The sequence below is a fragment of the Primorskyibacter sp. S187A genome, from assembly GCF_049800955.1.
Taxonomy (GTDB): domain Bacteria; phylum Pseudomonadota; class Alphaproteobacteria; order Rhodobacterales; family Rhodobacteraceae; genus JAKVBH01.
This window is the reverse complement of the sequence record NZ_JBNAGA010000002.1, coordinates 1044879-1059929: the sequence shown is the minus strand read 5'-3', so window position 1 is coordinate 1059929 and position 15051 is coordinate 1044879. Positions and strand designations below refer to the sequence as shown.

General features: G+C 64.4%; 16 protein-coding genes. 4 read left to right on the top strand and 12 right to left on the bottom strand.

Annotated features, from left to right (window positions below; genetic code table 11):
• Positions 1-46: 46 nt before the first annotated feature.
• From ACP15S_RS16185 to ACP15S_RS16140, 10 genes are all read right to left on the bottom strand, one after another.
• Entirely contained in the window at positions 47-1024 is a 978-nt protein-coding gene (locus tag ACP15S_RS16185) for a 2-dehydropantoate 2-reductase (protein ID WP_425040666.1), read from the bottom strand.
• Positions 1021-2559: an acyl--CoA ligase gene (locus ACP15S_RS16180; protein ID WP_425040665.1), complete on the bottom strand. Its 1539-nt coding sequence runs from the start codon at positions 2557-2559 to the stop codon at positions 1021-1023. Before ACP15S_RS16180 ends, ACP15S_RS16185 begins: the two co-directional genes overlap by 4 nt.
• 124 nt (positions 2560-2683) lie before the next feature.
• Complete coding sequence (locus tag ACP15S_RS16175) at positions 2684-4441, bottom strand: adenine deaminase (RefSeq protein ID WP_425040664.1); 1758 nt, start codon at positions 4439-4441, stop codon at positions 2684-2686.
• Complete coding sequence (locus ACP15S_RS16170; protein WP_425040663.1) at positions 4431-5345, bottom strand: nucleoside hydrolase; 915 nt, start codon at positions 5343-5345, stop codon at positions 4431-4433. Before ACP15S_RS16170 ends, ACP15S_RS16175 begins: the two co-directional genes overlap by 11 nt.
• Complete coding sequence (locus ACP15S_RS16165) at positions 5342-6355, bottom strand: ABC transporter ATP-binding protein (RefSeq protein WP_425040662.1); 1014 nt, start codon at positions 6353-6355, stop codon at positions 5342-5344. The genes ACP15S_RS16170 and ACP15S_RS16165 overlap by 4 nt, the downstream gene beginning before the upstream one ends.
• Positions 6348-7124 carry an ABC transporter permease gene (locus ACP15S_RS16160; protein ID WP_425040661.1) on the bottom strand — a complete coding sequence of 259 codons (777 nt, stop codon included), beginning with the start codon at positions 7122-7124 and terminating at the stop codon, positions 6348-6350. The genes ACP15S_RS16165 and ACP15S_RS16160 overlap by 8 nt, the downstream gene beginning before the upstream one ends.
• 4 nt (positions 7125-7128) lie before the next feature.
• Positions 7129-7953, bottom strand: coding sequence for an ABC transporter permease (locus tag ACP15S_RS16155; RefSeq protein WP_425040660.1), 825 nt, complete (start codon positions 7951-7953; stop codon positions 7129-7131).
• Positions 7954-8011: 58 nt separating this feature from the next.
• Positions 8012-9031, bottom strand: coding sequence for an extracellular solute-binding protein (locus ACP15S_RS16150; RefSeq protein ID WP_425040659.1), 1020 nt, complete (start codon positions 9029-9031; stop codon positions 8012-8014).
• A gap of 249 nt (positions 9032-9280) precedes the next feature.
• Positions 9281-9967: a DUF1045 domain-containing protein gene (locus tag ACP15S_RS16145; protein WP_425040658.1), complete on the bottom strand. Its 687-nt coding sequence runs from the start codon at positions 9965-9967 to the stop codon at positions 9281-9283.
• A complete protein-coding gene (locus ACP15S_RS16140; RefSeq protein WP_425040657.1) occupies positions 9964-10728 on the bottom strand; it encodes a hydroxypyruvate isomerase family protein in 765 nt (254 codons plus the stop codon). The genes ACP15S_RS16145 and ACP15S_RS16140 overlap by 4 nt, the downstream gene beginning before the upstream one ends.
• A 170-nt stretch (positions 10729-10898) precedes the next feature.
• Here ACP15S_RS16140 and ACP15S_RS16135 point away from each other — a divergent pair, with 170 nt between their 5' ends.
• The 3 genes from ACP15S_RS16135 (at position 10899) to hisH (ending at position 12973) form a co-directional block, all read left to right on the top strand.
• Positions 10899-11609, top strand: coding sequence for a vWA domain-containing protein (locus ACP15S_RS16135; RefSeq protein ID WP_425040656.1), 711 nt, complete (start codon positions 10899-10901; stop codon positions 11607-11609).
• A 134-nt stretch (positions 11610-11743) separates the two neighbouring features.
• On the top strand, positions 11744-12331 hold the full coding sequence (gene hisB, locus ACP15S_RS16130) for an imidazoleglycerol-phosphate dehydratase HisB (protein ID WP_425040655.1): 588 nt from the start codon (positions 11744-11746) through the stop codon (positions 12329-12331).
• Between the two features lie 3 nt (positions 12332-12334).
• Entirely contained in the window at positions 12335-12973 is a 639-nt protein-coding gene (gene hisH, locus ACP15S_RS16125; RefSeq protein WP_425040654.1) for an imidazole glycerol phosphate synthase subunit HisH, read from the top strand.
• A 172-nt stretch (positions 12974-13145) separates the two neighbouring features.
• Here the strand turns inward: hisH and ACP15S_RS16120 are convergent, their stop codons facing one another.
• On the bottom strand, positions 13146-13532 hold the full coding sequence (locus ACP15S_RS16120) for a DUF2147 domain-containing protein (RefSeq protein ID WP_425040653.1): 387 nt from the start codon (positions 13530-13532) through the stop codon (positions 13146-13148).
• A 131-nt stretch (positions 13533-13663) separates the two neighbouring features.
• Here ACP15S_RS16120 and hisA point away from each other — a divergent pair, with 131 nt between their 5' ends.
• Complete coding sequence (hisA, locus tag ACP15S_RS16115; RefSeq protein ID WP_425040652.1) at positions 13664-14386, top strand: 1-(5-phosphoribosyl)-5-[(5-phosphoribosylamino)methylideneamino]imidazole-4-carboxamide isomerase; 723 nt, start codon at positions 13664-13666, stop codon at positions 14384-14386.
• A gap of 62 nt (positions 14387-14448) precedes the next feature.
• On the opposite strand, the gene ACP15S_RS16110 is transcribed toward hisA, so the two are convergent.
• A complete protein-coding gene (locus ACP15S_RS16110; protein ID WP_425040651.1) occupies positions 14449-14910 on the bottom strand; it encodes a DUF302 domain-containing protein in 462 nt (153 codons plus the stop codon).
• Between the last annotated feature and the right edge of the window lie 141 nt (positions 14911-15051).

The window sequence follows — 15051 nt, the reverse complement described above, 5'->3', positions numbered from 1 at the left end:
AGCCCGGCAGGTGCGCGGGCTGTTTTGGGTTTGAAGCAGGGTGGCGTCAGCCGTAGAGCCCCGCAACCTTGCCGCGCAGCTGGATCAGCGCCAGCACCGTGTCGATCGTGGGCGTGGGCGTGCCTGTCACCCGGCCCAACTCCTGCACGGAGCCAACGAGCGCGTCGATCTCCATTGGGCGGCCCGCGTCGAGGTCTTGCAGCATGGACGTCCTGTGCGCGCCAACATCCGCGCCGCCCTGAATGCGACGATCCACGTCGATAGGGAACTTGACGCCCAGCGCCTCTGCAATGGCCTGCGCCTCCAGCATCATGTTGCGCGCCACCTCCCGCGTGCCAGGCTCGGTGCAGAGCACATCGAGCGTCGCATGGGTGAGCGCCGAGATCGGGTTGAACGAGAGGTTCCCCCAGAGCTTGACCCAGATCTCATCGCGGATCTTGGGGCGCACCGGCGCCTTGAGCCCCGCCGCCGCCAGCGCCTTGGACAGCGCCATGGCCCGCTCCGATTTTGACCCGTCCGGCTCACCCAGAGAAAACCGCGTGCCCTCGATGTGGCGGATCACCCCCGGCTCGCTGACCTCCGCCGCCGGATAGACCACGCAGCCCAACACGTTGTCGGGGCCAAAGCCCTCCCATTGCGCATTGCCGGGATCGACGCTTTCCAGCCGCGTGCCTTCCAGATCGCCGCCGATCTTGTGGAAATACCACCACGGCACACCGTTCACGCCCGAGACAATCGTCGTTTCCGGCCCGATGAGCGGCGCCATCTTTCCCACCACAGGCGGGACGGAGTGCGCTTTCAGCGTCACGATGACATAGTCCTGCGGCCCGATGTCTTCGGGATTGTCAGAGACCGTGACCTTGTGGGTCTTCGTTCCGCTTTCCTCGATGAGCGTGAGCCCATTGGCCTGCATCGCGGCCAGATGCGGCCCGCGCGCCACGAGGCTCACATCCGCGCCCACTTCCGCAAGCTTCGCGCCCATATATCCGCCGATGGCACCGGCGCCAAAAATGCAGATCTTCATGACGCGGCTTCCACCAGACCCAGCTTCTCAGCCAGACCAATGCGTTGCAACTTGCCCGTGGCCCCCTTGGGGATTTCATCCAGGATGATGACCTTGCGCGGGACCTTGAAATCCGCGAGCCGCTCGGAGGCGAAATCGCGCACGTCCCGGTCGGTGATTTCCTCGCCTTCGCGCAGGACAACCGCCGCCGCGACCTCTTCGCCGAGCTTTGGATGCGGCAACGCGAAGGTCACGATCTGCGCAATCGCGGGATGGGCAGACAGCACACCATCAACCTCCAGCGGGCTGACCTTCTCGCCGCCCCGATTGATGATCTCCTTGAGCCGCCCGGTCAGCGTCAGGTAGCCATCGGCGTCGAACGTGCCCTGATCGCCGGTACGGAACCAGCGCTTGCCATCGGCCTCAAAGAAGTTTTTCTCATTGGCCTCCGGATTGCCCTCATAGCCGGGCGTGACATTGGGCCCGGAGATGACCACCTCGCCAATCGACGCGCTGTCGATGAGCACGGCATCCTCCTCATGCGCGATGCGCACTTCCGGCCCCGCAGGCACGCCGACAGCGCCGGGTTTCTGCGAGCCCGCACGCAGCGGGTTGGAGCACATCTGGTGCGCGGCCTCGGTCATGCCATAACCCTCGACCACGGGCGCGCCGAAGGTCTCGTAGAGCTTCTCCATGACAGGGCCCGGCAGGGAGGCAGAGGACGATCGCAGGAAGCGCAGGCGCGCGTTCTCGATCACATCCGCATTGCGCCCGGCGCGCGACAGGATCGCCTGATGCATCGTAGGCACGGCGGTGTACCACGTGGGATCGCTATCGCGCAGCCAACCAAAGAAGCGCAGCGCATCAAAGCCCGGCGCGCACCAGACCTGACCACCGGTGGACAGGGTCGAGGAGACGGCCGCCAACAAGCCATGGATATGGAAGAGCGGCATGACATTCATGCAGCGATCCTCCGCCGTCAGCGCCAGCGATGTCGCGATGTTATGGGCCGATGCCGCCACATTGGATTGCAGGAGCGGCACGATCTTGGGCCGCGAGGTGGTGCCCGATGTGTGCAGGATCAGGGCGACATCGCCTGCCTCGGGTGCGGAGGTATCCGCCGCAACGCCCGGCGCGCCGGTCAGGCTGAACTGGCCCGCAGGCGCGCCCTCTTCCACGCTGACCCGCAGGACCTTCACACCAAGCTTTTTCGCAGCCGCGTACGCCGGGCCTTCGTCGCCCTCCATAAGGACCACGGCCTTGGCCTTGAGGTCTTCGATATAGAAAGCAAACTCATCTTCCCGGTAGGCCGGGTTGAGCGGCGCGGTTGTGGCGGTTTGCGCAATTGTCACGAAGGCCGCGGCCATTTCCGGCCCATTGGGCAGGACGATGGCCACACGATCAGACCGCCCGACACCAGCGGCATGAAGAGCGCTTGAAACGCTGCCCGCCAGGGCCCGCAGATCTGCGTAAGTCAACCACTCCCGGTCCGGTGCGCCAATTGCAAGCGCCGCATCGGGATGGCTCGCGAGAAACCCTTTTAGCGTATCAGCCACGTTATCCTCCTACCTTAATTGATGCAGACAGTAGCGCCTGCCTGCGCCATTTCAACGCGGGCAGACAAAAGCCTGAAAGGCGCGCGCAATGCAACCAACCAAAGGATCGATTGGGCGCGCAAGACTAGAGGACGGGAGAGGTCAGGATGCGCTGTTCAAACACATCCACAAGACCCACATCGCTGAGCCGTGGCCCGGCATTGCAGACGAGCGAGGCACCAAAGAGCGCCTTGAAGACGAGGTAGGGCGGCTCCCAGTCCACCAAATCATCGAGCGTCTCGCGCAGATGGCTGAGCGCGGATGCCACGTCCTCCAGCGGTCTCGCGCTGACCAGACCACCGAGCGGCAAGGGCAGATGCGCCTGTACCGCGCCATCGGCCACCACGCAGAGACCCCCGCCGCTCTCGCGCAGCGTATTGGCGGCCAGCGCCATGTCCTGCGGCTCACGGCCAAAGAGCGTGAGGTTATGGCTGTCGTGCGAGACGGTCGTGGCAAATGCGCCGCGCCAGGTGCCCCAGTTTTCCAGAAAAGCCACGCGCATCGGCGCGCCGGCGGCGTAGCGGTTCAGGATCGCCATGCGGATCATGTCCTCGGGCAAGACCAGACGCCCGTCCTGCACGCCGACAATTCTGCGCCCCCAGACGGGAAAGCGGGGTTTGCAGAGCGTCGCGATCTCCGCCTGTGGCCCCTCTGCGGCGACCTCGAAATCCTGCGGCGCCACCGCGTTGATCTGCATGGACCCAGTCAGCGCGGCGGGGGGCGCCACCTCGGGGGCGGAAACGGTGAGCCGTCCGTCCAGGGCCACCTCCTGCCCGTCGGCGAAGACACGGGCCGCGCGCACGCCCTCCAGATCATCGAGCAGCACGATATCGGCGCGTTTGCCCGGTGCGATAAGTCCCAGATCAGGCCGCCCGATCCGCGTCGCCGCATTCAGCGTTGCCGCGCGGTAGGCCCATGCTGGCGGCAGGCCGTGGCCGATCATCCGGCGCAGCATGTGATCGAGGCCGCCGTAGCTGTGCAGATCGTCGGGAAAGACATCGTCGGTGCAAAAGGTCACGGTTTGCGGCAAATGCCCTAGCGCCAGCAGCGCCTGCGCAAAGTCAGGCAACAGATGGCCATGGGAGCCGCGCAGCTCGACCGTCATCCCCGCCTCCAGCCGCGCCATGAGATCCTCGGCCGAGGTCAGTTCGTGATCCGTCTCAACCCCCGCCGCCGCATAAGCCGCCAGCGCGCCGCCCTGAAGCCCGCGCGCATGGCCGCAGACACGTTTGCCGCGGGTCAGACCGGCGTTCACAATGCCTGTTACCCGGGCATCTCCCTGCAACAGGGGCTGCATCGTCATGAGCTCTGCAGCGCCATAGATATCGTCCCGCGCCAACAACTCGGCCAGAACCTCCGGGCCAAAATCCCCGCCGCTGGCCTCATATCCCGGAGCCGAGGGCACGCAGGTCGGCGCGAGCGTCAGGCAACGCAGCGGCAGACCGCGCCCGGCATCCGTCGCAAAATCCACCCCCGCCACACCGCAGACATTGGCGAATTCATGGGGGTCCCAGACCACCGTTGTGACCCCGCGCGGCACAACAGCGTCCGCATAGGTCGCAGGCGTCACCATGGAGCTTTCGACATGCATATGCGTATCGATCAACCCCGGCACGGCCCAGCGGTGCGCCGCATCCATGGTCACCTGCGCTGCCTGCGCGCGACCGGGCGGTTGCACGCTGGCAATCAACCCGCCCACACAGCCAATCTCCGCCGCGCGCTCACGCCCCGTAACCATGTCCAACAGGCGCGCGTTCGTGATCAACAGATCGAAGGGCGCATGCCCCTGTGCGGCCTGCACAGCCCGCGCGCGTAGCGCCGCTGCGTTGAGATCACACTCCATGAGCCATCAAAACCTCTCCCTCCAGCGCTTGCAGACAGATCCGGGCCAGATCCGCTGTGGGCGCGGTGGCCAATCGCGTGCGTGCTCCGGCCCCTTCCGGCCCCGGATCAATCCGGGTCGCGCCGTAGGTCTCATCGGCGCGCGTGGAGACGCTCACATGACAGGGCGCAAATGAAATCCGGTCCGGCGCGGCAATCGCCAGCGCGGCCAGGGGATCGTAGATCGCCATACCTGTCCGGCCCCGCTCCAGCGCGATATCGAGATACCCGCCCAGCAAATCCTGCGTCAGAGGATCCGTCGCGGGCATGTCCGCGCCAGTGTAGACCACCTGCCTGCAAAAGGTCAGATCAACGATATCAAGCGGCAGGTCCATGGACAGGACCGTCTCCAGCGCCTCGGCATCCGCGACGGCATTGAACTCGGCCATGGGCGTGTGATTGCCGGGCCCCGCGCTCCCGCCCATCCAGACCAGCCGCGTGATCCTACACGCCGCATCGCGGTGGCGTTCGATGAGCCTTGCGATATTCGTCAGCGGGCCAATGGCAAGAACCTCGCGCGGACCCGGCTGCTCCAGCCATTGCGCCAAAGCGGCAATGGCCTGCACGGGCAATGTATCCTCTGCCACGATGGGCAGCGACAGCCCGCGGGTGCGCATGCCCTTGACGCTGAGAATACGTTCCGCCGTTTCAGGATGGCGCACCAGCGGCTGCGCCTCACCGCGCCACATCGGCTGCTCGAGCCCGTAGGCCACGCGCGCGCCCAGCGCATTGGCCACGACCTGATCAAGCGGCGCATTGCCCGCCACCAGCGAGACTCCGTCGACCGCGCAGCCCAGATGCCGCAGCAGCAGCAGGGCCCACAGGTCATCAAATCCGAAATCCGTATCCACCCAAATTCCGCTCATTGGCCCAACTCCCGCGCCGTCTCCAGCGGCAGGTCGAAGCCCATCGTCGCACCCAGAGGCACTTCGGGCACCGCGATGGGCGCCTCCGCCTTGAGCGGGCCCAGCGCGGTCTCCAGCACATATTCGCGATGCGCACCGGCAAAGCTGCTGGCCAGAACGCGCCCCTCATAGGGCCCCTGCCCCACGGTCACTGCGCCCGGACGCCACGCCAGAATGGGCGCATCAGTGCGATAGGCCACAGGCAATCGGCCCGTCTCGGAGACAAGCGCCCCCGCCTCCAGCCGAAAGATATTCTCAAACCCCATGAACTCGGCGGCAAAGGCCGTGGCCGGTTCGGCATAGAGCTCGGAGGCCGTGCCCAGCTGTTCGATCTCACCGTCTTTCATCAGTACGATCCGATCCGCCAGCGCCAGCGCTTCGGATTGATCATGGGTCACGAAGACCATGGTGATCCCCGTCTCCTTCTGCACTCGCTGCAACTCGTTGCGCATCTCAAGGCGCAGACGCGCGTCGAGATTGGAGAGAGGCTCATCGAGCAGGAGCACCTTGGGCTCCATCACGAGGCTGCGCGCCAGCGCCAGCCGCTGCTGCTGCCCGCCTGACATCTCGGCGGGCTTGCGGCTCTCAAAGCCAGTGAGGCCCACGGTCGCCATCCCGGCCTCCGTCTTGGCGCGCACCTGCGCATCAGGCAGCTTGCGCAGCCGCAGACCAAAGGCCACGTTCTCAAACGCGCTGAGATGGGGAAAGAGCGCATAGGATTGAAAGACCAGCCCGATGCCGCGCTTGTTCGCGGGCACCCGGGTCATGTCGGCCCCGTCAATCTCAATGCGCCCCGCTGTGGGCGCGAGAAGTCCTGCGATGGCGCGCATCGTCGTCGTCTTGCCGCAACCCGAGGGGCCCAGCAGCGCGATCAACTCGCCCTCGCGAATATCGAGGTTGAGGCGCGGCACCGCCACGGTTTGCCCATAGCTGAGCGTCAGATCGGTGAGAGACACAAAAGCATCAGACATAACGGGAAAATCCAAGGAGCCGTTCGGCGAGGAACACAATGGCGACAGACATGAAGGCCAAGAGCGCCGACAGCGCCGCCACGGAAGGATCAAAGGTGATCTCCATGTAGCTCAGCATATCAATGGGCAGCGTGCGCACGCCCGGGCCGGAGAGGAAAAGCGATGCAGGCACCTCGTTGAACGAGGTCACGAAGCCCAGAATGAAGGCCGCGAGGATGCCGCCGCGGATGTTGGGCAGGACGACCTTGGTAAAGGCCTGAAAACGCGTGCAGCCAAGGATGACTGCTGCCTCCTCCATATCGCTGCGCAGGTTGTTGAGGCTGGAGGAGACCACGCGCACGGCGTAGGGCAGCACCAGCGCGGTATGGGTCACGAAGAGCGCCATGGTGATCGTCACGTCGAGCGGCACCACGAAGTAGCGCAGAAGCGCAAGGCCCACGATGATGCCCGGCACGATGATCGGCGCGGCGACGATGGTGCGGATAGTTTCCGCACCCGGCAAATCATAGCGGTTGAGCGCGTAAGCCGCGGGGATGCCGATGACCAGCGCGGCCAGCGTGCCGAAGATTGCGAGGAACATCGACAGCGCGAAGCTCGCCCGGAAGCTCTCGACGGTGAAGACCTTGGCGTACCATTTGAGCGAGAGCCCCTGCGGCGGGAAGGCCAGCGCCTCGCCTGCCGATAGACCTGCAAAGATCACGATCAGGAAGGGCCCGATCAGGAAGGTCAGCGTCGCGCCGAGGATGAGCCAGATGGAGAGTTTCGACATCGCCCTACCCCTTCACCGACGCAATGCGCTTGAGCACGAGATTGGCCGAGAAACACATCACGATGAGGATCATGGCAATCACGCTGGCGGAGACGAAATCATTGGAGACATTGACCTTTTGATAGAGCAACGTCTCCAGCATCAGGACCTTTGAGCCGCCCAGGATCGCGGGCGTGATGTAGGCCGTGAGCGCGCCGGTGAAGACGAGCGTGCCGCCGATCACCAGCCCCTCCTTGGTCAAAGGCAGGATCACCCGGAAGAAGACCTGCAGCCAGCTGGCCCCCAGCACGCGGGCCGCCGGGATCACATCGCGCGGGATGTTCTCCATGGCCGAGACCAGCGAGATGATCATCAGCGGCAGGAAGAGCTGCAACAGCCCGATAAAGACCGCCGTCTCGGTAAAGAGCAGGCGGATGGGCGTGTCCGACAGGCCAAGGCCCACAATCGTGTCGTTCACGATGCCGGTCCGGCCCAGGATCACGATCCAGGCATAGGTCCGCGCCACGGGCGAGATCATCAGCGGCAGGACCACGAGGCCAAAGATCCGCCCCCGCGCCGTGGGCTCCAGGTTCACAATGCAGAACGCCGCCACATAGCCGATCACCGCCGAGGCCCCGGCCACCAGCACGCCGAGTTTGAGCGTGCGCAAAAAGACCGTCTGGTTCAGCGGCTGGGAGAAGAAATCCACATAGCCCTGCAGGCTCCACGCCCCGCCCTCGGTCTGGAAGGCCACGGAGAGCAGGATGCCCACGGGCATCAGGAACACCAGCGTCGTGAACAACGCGGCAGGCAGGGCCAGCGCCAGACCTTCTTTGCGATTGAGGAACATAAGGGATTTACTCCGCAAAATGCGGGAGGCCCACGGCGCGCGCGGGCCTCGGACGCGTTTAGCGGATCACCTCGTTGTTCCACTGATCGACCCAAGCGTCCCGGTTCTCGATGATCTGCGCAGGCGGCAGGATGTTGAGCGAATTGATGAGATCGGCGCCATAGGTCAGGTTGTCGGCCACCTCGTCGGAGACGACGACATCCATGTTGGCGGGGCTGTCGATCAGCGCTTCGGCCACGCGGGTCTGGACTTCCGTCGAGAGCCAGTAATCCATCAGCTTGTAGGCCAGCTCCTCATTGCCGTTGTTGGCGGTCATGATCATCACGTTCATGCCGCCCGCTTGCCCCTCCTTGGGGTCCGCCCAGGCAAAGGGCAAAGGCGAGCTCTTGAAGCGCGACCAGGCAAAACGGCCCACAGGCGCGGCAATCACCTCCTCCTGGTTCATCAACTGCGCCAGTTCCGAGGAGCGGGAATAGAAGGTCACGATGTCATCGGCGCTCGCGCCAATCTCCGAAATCGTGCCGGAGAAATCCGCGCCATCGCCGCCCGCGGCCTTGTTGAGCATCATCAGCGTGAGCGGGCCTTGCGTGCCCGTGATATTGGGCAGGGCCACATTGCCCGCGAGCCCCTCGCCCAGCAAATCCGCCCAACTCTCGATGCTCACCAGATCCTCGCGATAGACGATGGAGCTTGCGTAGAACGTGTAGCCCACGGCCATATTGCCCCCAATCGGGTCCTGCGCGGCGGGGTAGAGCCGGTCAAAACTGGAGAGTTTGGAGGTATCGAGCGGCTGCAACAGCCCCTTCTGCGCAAGGCTCAGCGCATCATGGGAGGAGATCACCGCCATATCGATCACAGGATCTGCCGCATTGGCCTCGATTTTGGCCATGCGCTCGACGGAATTGCCCGTCTCGATGACCAGCTCACAGCCGCAAATCTCCTCGAACGGGTCATAAAGCGCCTCCTTGTAGGCGTCCTGCGCGAAGGAATAGACGGAGATCGTGAGTGTCTCCTGCGCGCTGGCAGAGCTTGCGACAAGCGCCGCGCCAAGGGCCAACAGGGAAAAGGATTTGGTCATGCGAGAGATCTCCTTGAAAGGTGGGACTGAGGCAGTTGGGGGCGCATGACGGCGCCGTCTGAGCAAAAGTGGCAGGTACCGCAGACAAGCGCGCAGGCGGCGCACATGTGCTGCATGTCGCCGCGCCGAAACCACGCCGCGCAAGGATCTGGTGAGACTTTCGAATTGCTCAACACGTTGGCCATAGCCCCCAAGACACCCCGATAAACTACCACGGCGCCCAAAGTGTCAAATAATTCTTACGGATTATCAGGGCTCTAAACCAACCAGCGGCGCGCGATGCACAGTTTCAAAGCGCCCATCGGCGCGCTCCCCCACGAGGGTAATCGCATCGATCGTCAGGCCCGTGCCGATCTGAGGCAGGTGGTTTTCCAAAACCGCGCGCCAATGCGGCAACTGCGCTTTGGGCAGACGGTCCGTGAGCGTCATGTGAAACCGGAAGGCCTCCATGACATGGGGGTAGCCCCATTGCTCCAGCATCGCCGCTTTATACGGGGGCAGCCCCTTGCCCCGTCGCCGGTCCAGCTCTGCCTCCGTGAGCGGCGCGCGAAAGGGATCAAAGGCGCGGACGCAATCCGCCGCCAACGCCTGTACCGCGCTGACATCGCCCCGCAGGGTCAGCGCCAGAAACCGGCCAAGTGTCGTGAGTTCCAGACCGTCTGTGACGATGCGGCCATGGCGCCGGGCCACATGCTCCAACGTATCGCGCAGCGCGGCTTCATCGGCGCCGGGCACCAAACGGAAAGGCGCTTTGAGCGTGGCGTGAAAGCCGTATGTGCGAGGGCGCGTCGTGATCTGTGCAAGCTCAGGCAGGTCATACTGGCGCGCGGGCGCACCGGACGTGATGTCCCACCCCAACCAGCGCGCACCAAAGGCCGCCAGCGCGGTGTCCTGAGGGACAAAGTAAATCCCGTAGCGTGCGTATCCTGCGCTCACCGATACGCCGCCAGCCAATCCAGTGTGTCCTCCGTGGCGCGCCCGGGCTTGTATTCCGCGCCCAGCGGCTGCGCCCAGCCCATGGCGTCGATCTGGGAAAAGAGCCACGGGTAGTTGATCTCGCCATGATCCGGCGCGCCGCGGTCCGGGACAGAGGCAAACTGGATATGGCCGATGATCTCGCGCAGATCGTGCAGGCGGGAGATCAGGTCTCCCTCCATCCGGCCCACATGGTAGCAATCAAACATCAGCCTGAGATTGTCCGCGCCGACCTCCGCGATGAGGGCGCGAGCCTGATCTGTTGTCTGCAGGAAATAGCCCGGCGCGTCATGGCGGTTGAGCGGCTCAATAAGGATCATACGGCCCGTTTGCGCGGCCTGTTCGCAGGCATAGCGCAGGTTTTGCACGAAGGCCGCATGGGCCGCCGGGCCAGAGGCAAACCCCGCCATGACATGCACGGCCCCTGCCCCCACGACGGCCGCATAGTCCAGCGCTTCGTCAATGGCCGCGCGCGCCTCTGCCTCACGACCGGGCAAGGCCGACAGACCATTCTCCCCCCCGGCCACATCGCCGCGCCGTGTATTGAGCCCGAGCATTGGCAGCCCTGTGTCTTGCAGCGCGCGGGCCACATCTGCGGCGGGCTGATCATAAGGCCAGTGGCATTCCACGGCCTCAAAGCCTGCGGCATGGGCCGCGTGGATCGCCTCGCTCAAGGGCCGATCGGTCCACAGGAACCCAAGGTTGGCTGAGAATTTTGGCATGGCCCGCTCCCCTTTTTGCGGCTGGTTGGATGTCACCGCGTGCCGCTGCACAGCCCGGGCTTTGTGCACAGCTGCGCCTCATAGGGCAAGGGGCATGGCCCAGCGCCGCAGGCTCTGTTCAATTCGTGATAGGGCGCTGTGGCAGAATCAGGCATAGTGGCCCCATGCGTATGATCCCCTCTCTTCTCTGTCTCAGCCTGGCCAGCCAGGCCGGTGCCAGCTGTACGGAAGATGCCATGATCGTGTTTGACGCCTCGGGCTCCATGGCGGAGATGGGTTACAATGGCCTTGACGAGCCGCGCATTATCGAGGCCCGTGTTGCCATGCATACCGTCCTGCCGGACGTGGCACCCCTGCGCCGGTTGGGCCTGGTGACCTATGGCCCGGGCGAGAATTCCTATTGCGAAAACGTCAAACTCCGCATGCCGCCGCAAGCGGATGCCGCCGGGCCGATCCTGCAGGTTGTGGACACCATCGAACCCTCAGGCAACACGGCGCTGACAGATGCCGTTCGCGATGCCTCCGAAGTGCTTGGCGGAGGTCAGGTGCCGGGAACCGTGGTGTTGATCACCGACGGCAAAGAGACCTGCGGCGGCGCGCCCTGTCAGCTGGCCGCACAGCTGGCCGGAACGGGGATCACGGTCCATGTGATCGGCTTCAGGGTGCGCGCGGATTTCTTCAACTGGGAAGGCGGCGATGCTGCGCCCGAGATCGACCGGGTCCCCACCGTGGCGCGCTGCCTCGCGGATGCGACGGAAGGCGTGTATGTCTCAGCGGAATCGCTCGATGAGTTGATCACCGCCCTGCGCCAGACGCTGGGCTGCAACTTCTTCAGCGCCCTGCCACAGACCCGCGCGCAGCGCGGCCCGATCCAGCGCTAGGCCCGTCAAACAGAGCCCCCCCGTGCGGCGCGCGCCACAGGTAACCCGCGATATGGCCCAACCACAGCGGCAGCGATTGCACCCGATGGCCCGCCTTGCCTATAAGCAGGCGAGTTTTCAGAAGGGACGAGGCCATGCGCTCCGCCACGATCAGCCGCAAGACGGCAGAGACCGACATCACCGTGACCATCGCGCTGGATGGCACGGGCCAGTATGACAACCAGACCGGCGTCGGCTTCTTCGACCATATGCTCGACCAGCTGGCGCGCCATGCGCTGATCGACATGCAGGTGCGCTGCACCGGCGATTTGCATATCGACGATCACCATACGGTCGAGGATGTGGGCATCGCGCTGGGTCAGGCGCTGACCCAGGCCATGGGCGACAAGCGCGGGATCGTGCGCTACGGCTCCTGCCTCCTGCCAATGGATGATGCGCTGGTGCGCGCCGCGCTTGATCTCTCCGCGCGGCCCTTCCTTGTGTGGAATGTCGACATGCCCACCGCCAAGATCGGGACCTTTGATACAGAGCTTGTCCGCGAGTTCTTTCAGGCCTTCGCGACCCATGGCGGCATCACCCTGCATGTGGACCAGCTGCACGGCCTCAACAGCCACCATATTGCCGAGGCCGCCTTCAAGGCCGTCGCCCGCAGCCTGCGCGACGCATTGGAGACAGACCCGCGCAAAAGCGATGCGGTCCCCTCCACCAAGGGCATGCTCTGAGCCATGCTGACGGCCATCATCGACTACGAGAGCGGCAATCTGCACTCTGCTGAGAAAGCCTTCCAGCGCATGGCGCAGGAACGCGACGCGGGCGATGTTGTCGTGACCTCGGACCCCGATGTCGTCGCGCGCGCAGACCGGCTTGTCCTGCCCGGTGACGGCGCCTTTCCCGCCTGCAAAGCCGCGCTGGCCGATCGCTCGGGCCTCTATGCGGCGCTCCGCGAAGCGGTCGAGGTCAAGGCCCGGCCGTTCCTTGGCATCTGCGTCGGCATGCAGCTGATGGCTGAATGGGGCCGGGAATACACAGACACGCCCGGACTTGGCTGGATCGGCGGCGAGGTGATCAAAATCACGCCCGACAACCCCGCGCTCAAAGTCCCGCATATGGGCTGGAACGATCTGGTCGTTGAGACGCCGCACCCCATCCTCGATGGGCTGCAAACCGGTGCCCATGCCTATTTCGTCCATTCCTACCACATGGCGGTCACACGCCCGGAAGAGCGCCTCGCCCATGTGGATTACGGCGGCGACATCACCGCCATCGTCGCCCGCGACACGATGGTTGGCCTGCAATTCCACCCCGAAAAAAGCGCCCGCGATGGTCTCAAGATGATCGGCAACTTCCTGACCTGGACACCCTGATCAAAACGCCCGCCCGGTCCGGGACCAACGCCCCACCTTCGCCTTGCCAAGAATACTCTGGGGGGAGGCGCGCAAGCGCCGGGGGGCGAAGCCCCCCACCCCGGCGACGCGCGCCAGCGCGGCGCAATCACATCATGTCATGCGCAGGCCTGCCCATCACACAGACAGTAGCTCACCTCACCCGCGTCCAGGTCTGCCCGCGGCAAATCCCCAACACACAGCCCTGAACCTTGAGCGCATTGCCCGAAAGCGTCATGCGCGAGTTGTAGGTCTTGTCGCGGTCCGGCGCCCAGATCTTGCCACCGGAATACTTGCCGCCACCGTTGGACTTCATCGCCCAGATCATGCGCTTGCCGATATTGGGGCTTTTGACTTCCTTGCCGGATTTGTCAAAGCCCTTGCCCAACGTCCCGCAAATCTCCGACCCGCAGGCCTTGATCGTGACCAGGCCGTAAGCCCCATCATCTCCCGGCTGGGTCTTCCACGTCCCAAACACCGGATCCGCCGCCACAGCGCCTGCGCCAAAGACCAAGGCCGCTGCCAAAACGATTGTTTTCATCTCTCATCCTCCCTGAGTAGGCCAATCCTGAGCCAAAGGGTCACATCCAATCAAGCATGACGTGAGGTCCGTTGCCATCACCTGCGTATCATGCCAAAGCCCCGGCAAAGCGCATATCATGGAAGAAGACGATGATCCTCTACCCCGCCATTGATCTCAAAGACGGCAATGCCGTGCGCCTCGTGCGCGGCGAAATGGAGCAAGCGACGGTCTTCAACACCGATCCCGCCGCACAGGCCCGCGATTTTGTCGAGGCCGGGTGTGCTTGGTTGCATCTGGTCGATCTCAATGGCGCATTTGAAGGCGCACCGGTCAACGCAGGCGCGGTCGAGGCCATCCTCGCGGCGACCGCCGTGCCCGCGCAGCTGGGTGGCGGCATCCGCGATATGGCCACGATCGAGAGCTGGCTGTCCAAGGGCCTGGCCCGGGTCATTCTGGGCACTGTCGCGGTCGAAAACCCCACCCTCGTGCGCGAGGCCGCCCGCGCCTTCCCCGGTCAGGTGGCCGTGGGGATCGATGCGCGCAATGGCCGGGTGGCGACGAAGGGCTGGGCGGAAGAAACCGATGTTATGGTGACCGATCTGGCCAAGTCTTTTGAAGATGCCGGCGTGGCCGCGATCATCTACACCGACATCAACCGCGATGGCGCCATGCAGGGACCCAATATCGAAGCGACGGCCGATCTGGCCCGCGCGGTCTCGATCCCGGTCATCGCCTCAGGCGGCGTCTCCTCGCTGGAAGATCTGATCGCCCTGCGCGATTGCGGCGCGGAGCTTAACGGCGCGATCTCGGGCCGCGCGCTCTATGACGGGGCCATCGACCTGCGCGCCGCGCTCAAAGCGCTGGCCAGCTGAACCCGCCTGCTGTCGCGACCGGCCCGGAGGTCGGACGCGACGGGCATGGTCTGACCCGCCGGTCAGTTCATCGCCATATCGGTGAACTTGCCCAAGGCCCCGGTCATCACCTTGAGATAAGCCGCATCCTCCGAGACGCCGCCCAGCTTGCCCAGCATCGCTGTCGGATCCTCATAGGCAATCGTCGTCTTGCCCATGCCATCCTCAAACACCAGAACCTTGAGCGGCAGGAAGAGCCCGGCCATCGGATCGTCCTTGAGCGCAGGCGTGCCCACCTTTGGATTGCCAAAGATCAGGAGTTGCGACGCGCCGATATCCTCCCCAATGGAGACGGCCCCCGCCCCGTGATCGACGCGCGCAAAAATCTTGAGGCCCGCCTCCCGCATCGCCGCTTCCATCGCATCCACCGTCTCGGTCACACCAAGCGCGCTTGGTTTGGTGATCATGCCATTGTCGCCTGCTGCGCTCATGTTGGCCAAAGCCATCGCCGTGGCAAATCCTACTGCCGCCATCATCCGTTTCATCTTGATCTCTCCCGTGTCATTGCCCGATGACCCTACAGGTGATCGCAGCGCGCCCCTCCTCACAAAACCGGCATCAACATATCATCAATACAGCGTGCGCTCCGCGCCGCGCGGGCGAGGGCTTTTGTGCGATTTGGAGGG

Bases quoted from the DNA above. Each gene is read 5' to 3' on its own strand.
- ACP15S_RS16170 (WP_425040663.1), bottom strand. From the start codon at position 5,345: ATGAGCGGAATTTGGGTGGATACGGATTTCGGATTTGATGACCTGTGG.
- ACP15S_RS16155 (WP_425040660.1), bottom strand. From the start codon at position 7,953: ATGTTCCTCAATCGCAAAGAAGGTCTGGCGCTGGCCCTGCCTGCCGCG.
- ACP15S_RS16150 (WP_425040659.1), bottom strand. From the start codon at position 9,031: ATGACCAAATCCTTTTCCCTGTTGGCCCTTGGCGCGGCGCTTGTCGCA.
- hisB (WP_425040655.1), top strand. From the start codon at position 11,744: ATGCGCTCCGCCACGATCAGCCGCAAGACGGCAGAGACCGACATCACC.
- ACP15S_RS16140 (WP_425040657.1), bottom strand. From the start codon at position 10,728: ATGCCAAAATTCTCAGCCAACCTTGGGTTCCTGTGGACCGATCGGCCC.
- ACP15S_RS16185 (WP_425040666.1), bottom strand. From the start codon at position 1,024: ATGAAGATCTGCATTTTTGGCGCCGGTGCCATCGGCGGATATATGGGC.
- ACP15S_RS16175 (WP_425040664.1), bottom strand. From the start codon at position 4,441: ATGGAGTGTGATCTCAACGCAGCGGCGCTACGCGCGCGGGCTGTGCAG.
- ACP15S_RS16160 (WP_425040661.1), bottom strand. From the start codon at position 7,124: ATGTCGAAACTCTCCATCTGGCTCATCCTCGGCGCGACGCTGACCTTC.
- ACP15S_RS16165 (WP_425040662.1), bottom strand. From the start codon at position 6,355: ATGTCTGATGCTTTTGTGTCTCTCACCGATCTGACGCTCAGCTATGGG.
- ACP15S_RS16135 (WP_425040656.1), top strand. From the start codon at position 10,899: ATGATCCCCTCTCTTCTCTGTCTCAGCCTGGCCAGCCAGGCCGGTGCC.
- ACP15S_RS16120 (WP_425040653.1), bottom strand. From the start codon at position 13,532: ATGAAAACAATCGTTTTGGCAGCGGCCTTGGTCTTTGGCGCAGGCGCT.
- hisH (WP_425040654.1), top strand. From the start codon at position 12,335: ATGCTGACGGCCATCATCGACTACGAGAGCGGCAATCTGCACTCTGCT.
- ACP15S_RS16110 (WP_425040651.1), bottom strand. From the start codon at position 14,910: ATGAAACGGATGATGGCGGCAGTAGGATTTGCCACGGCGATGGCTTTG.
- hisA (WP_425040652.1), top strand. From the start codon at position 13,664: ATGATCCTCTACCCCGCCATTGATCTCAAAGACGGCAATGCCGTGCGC.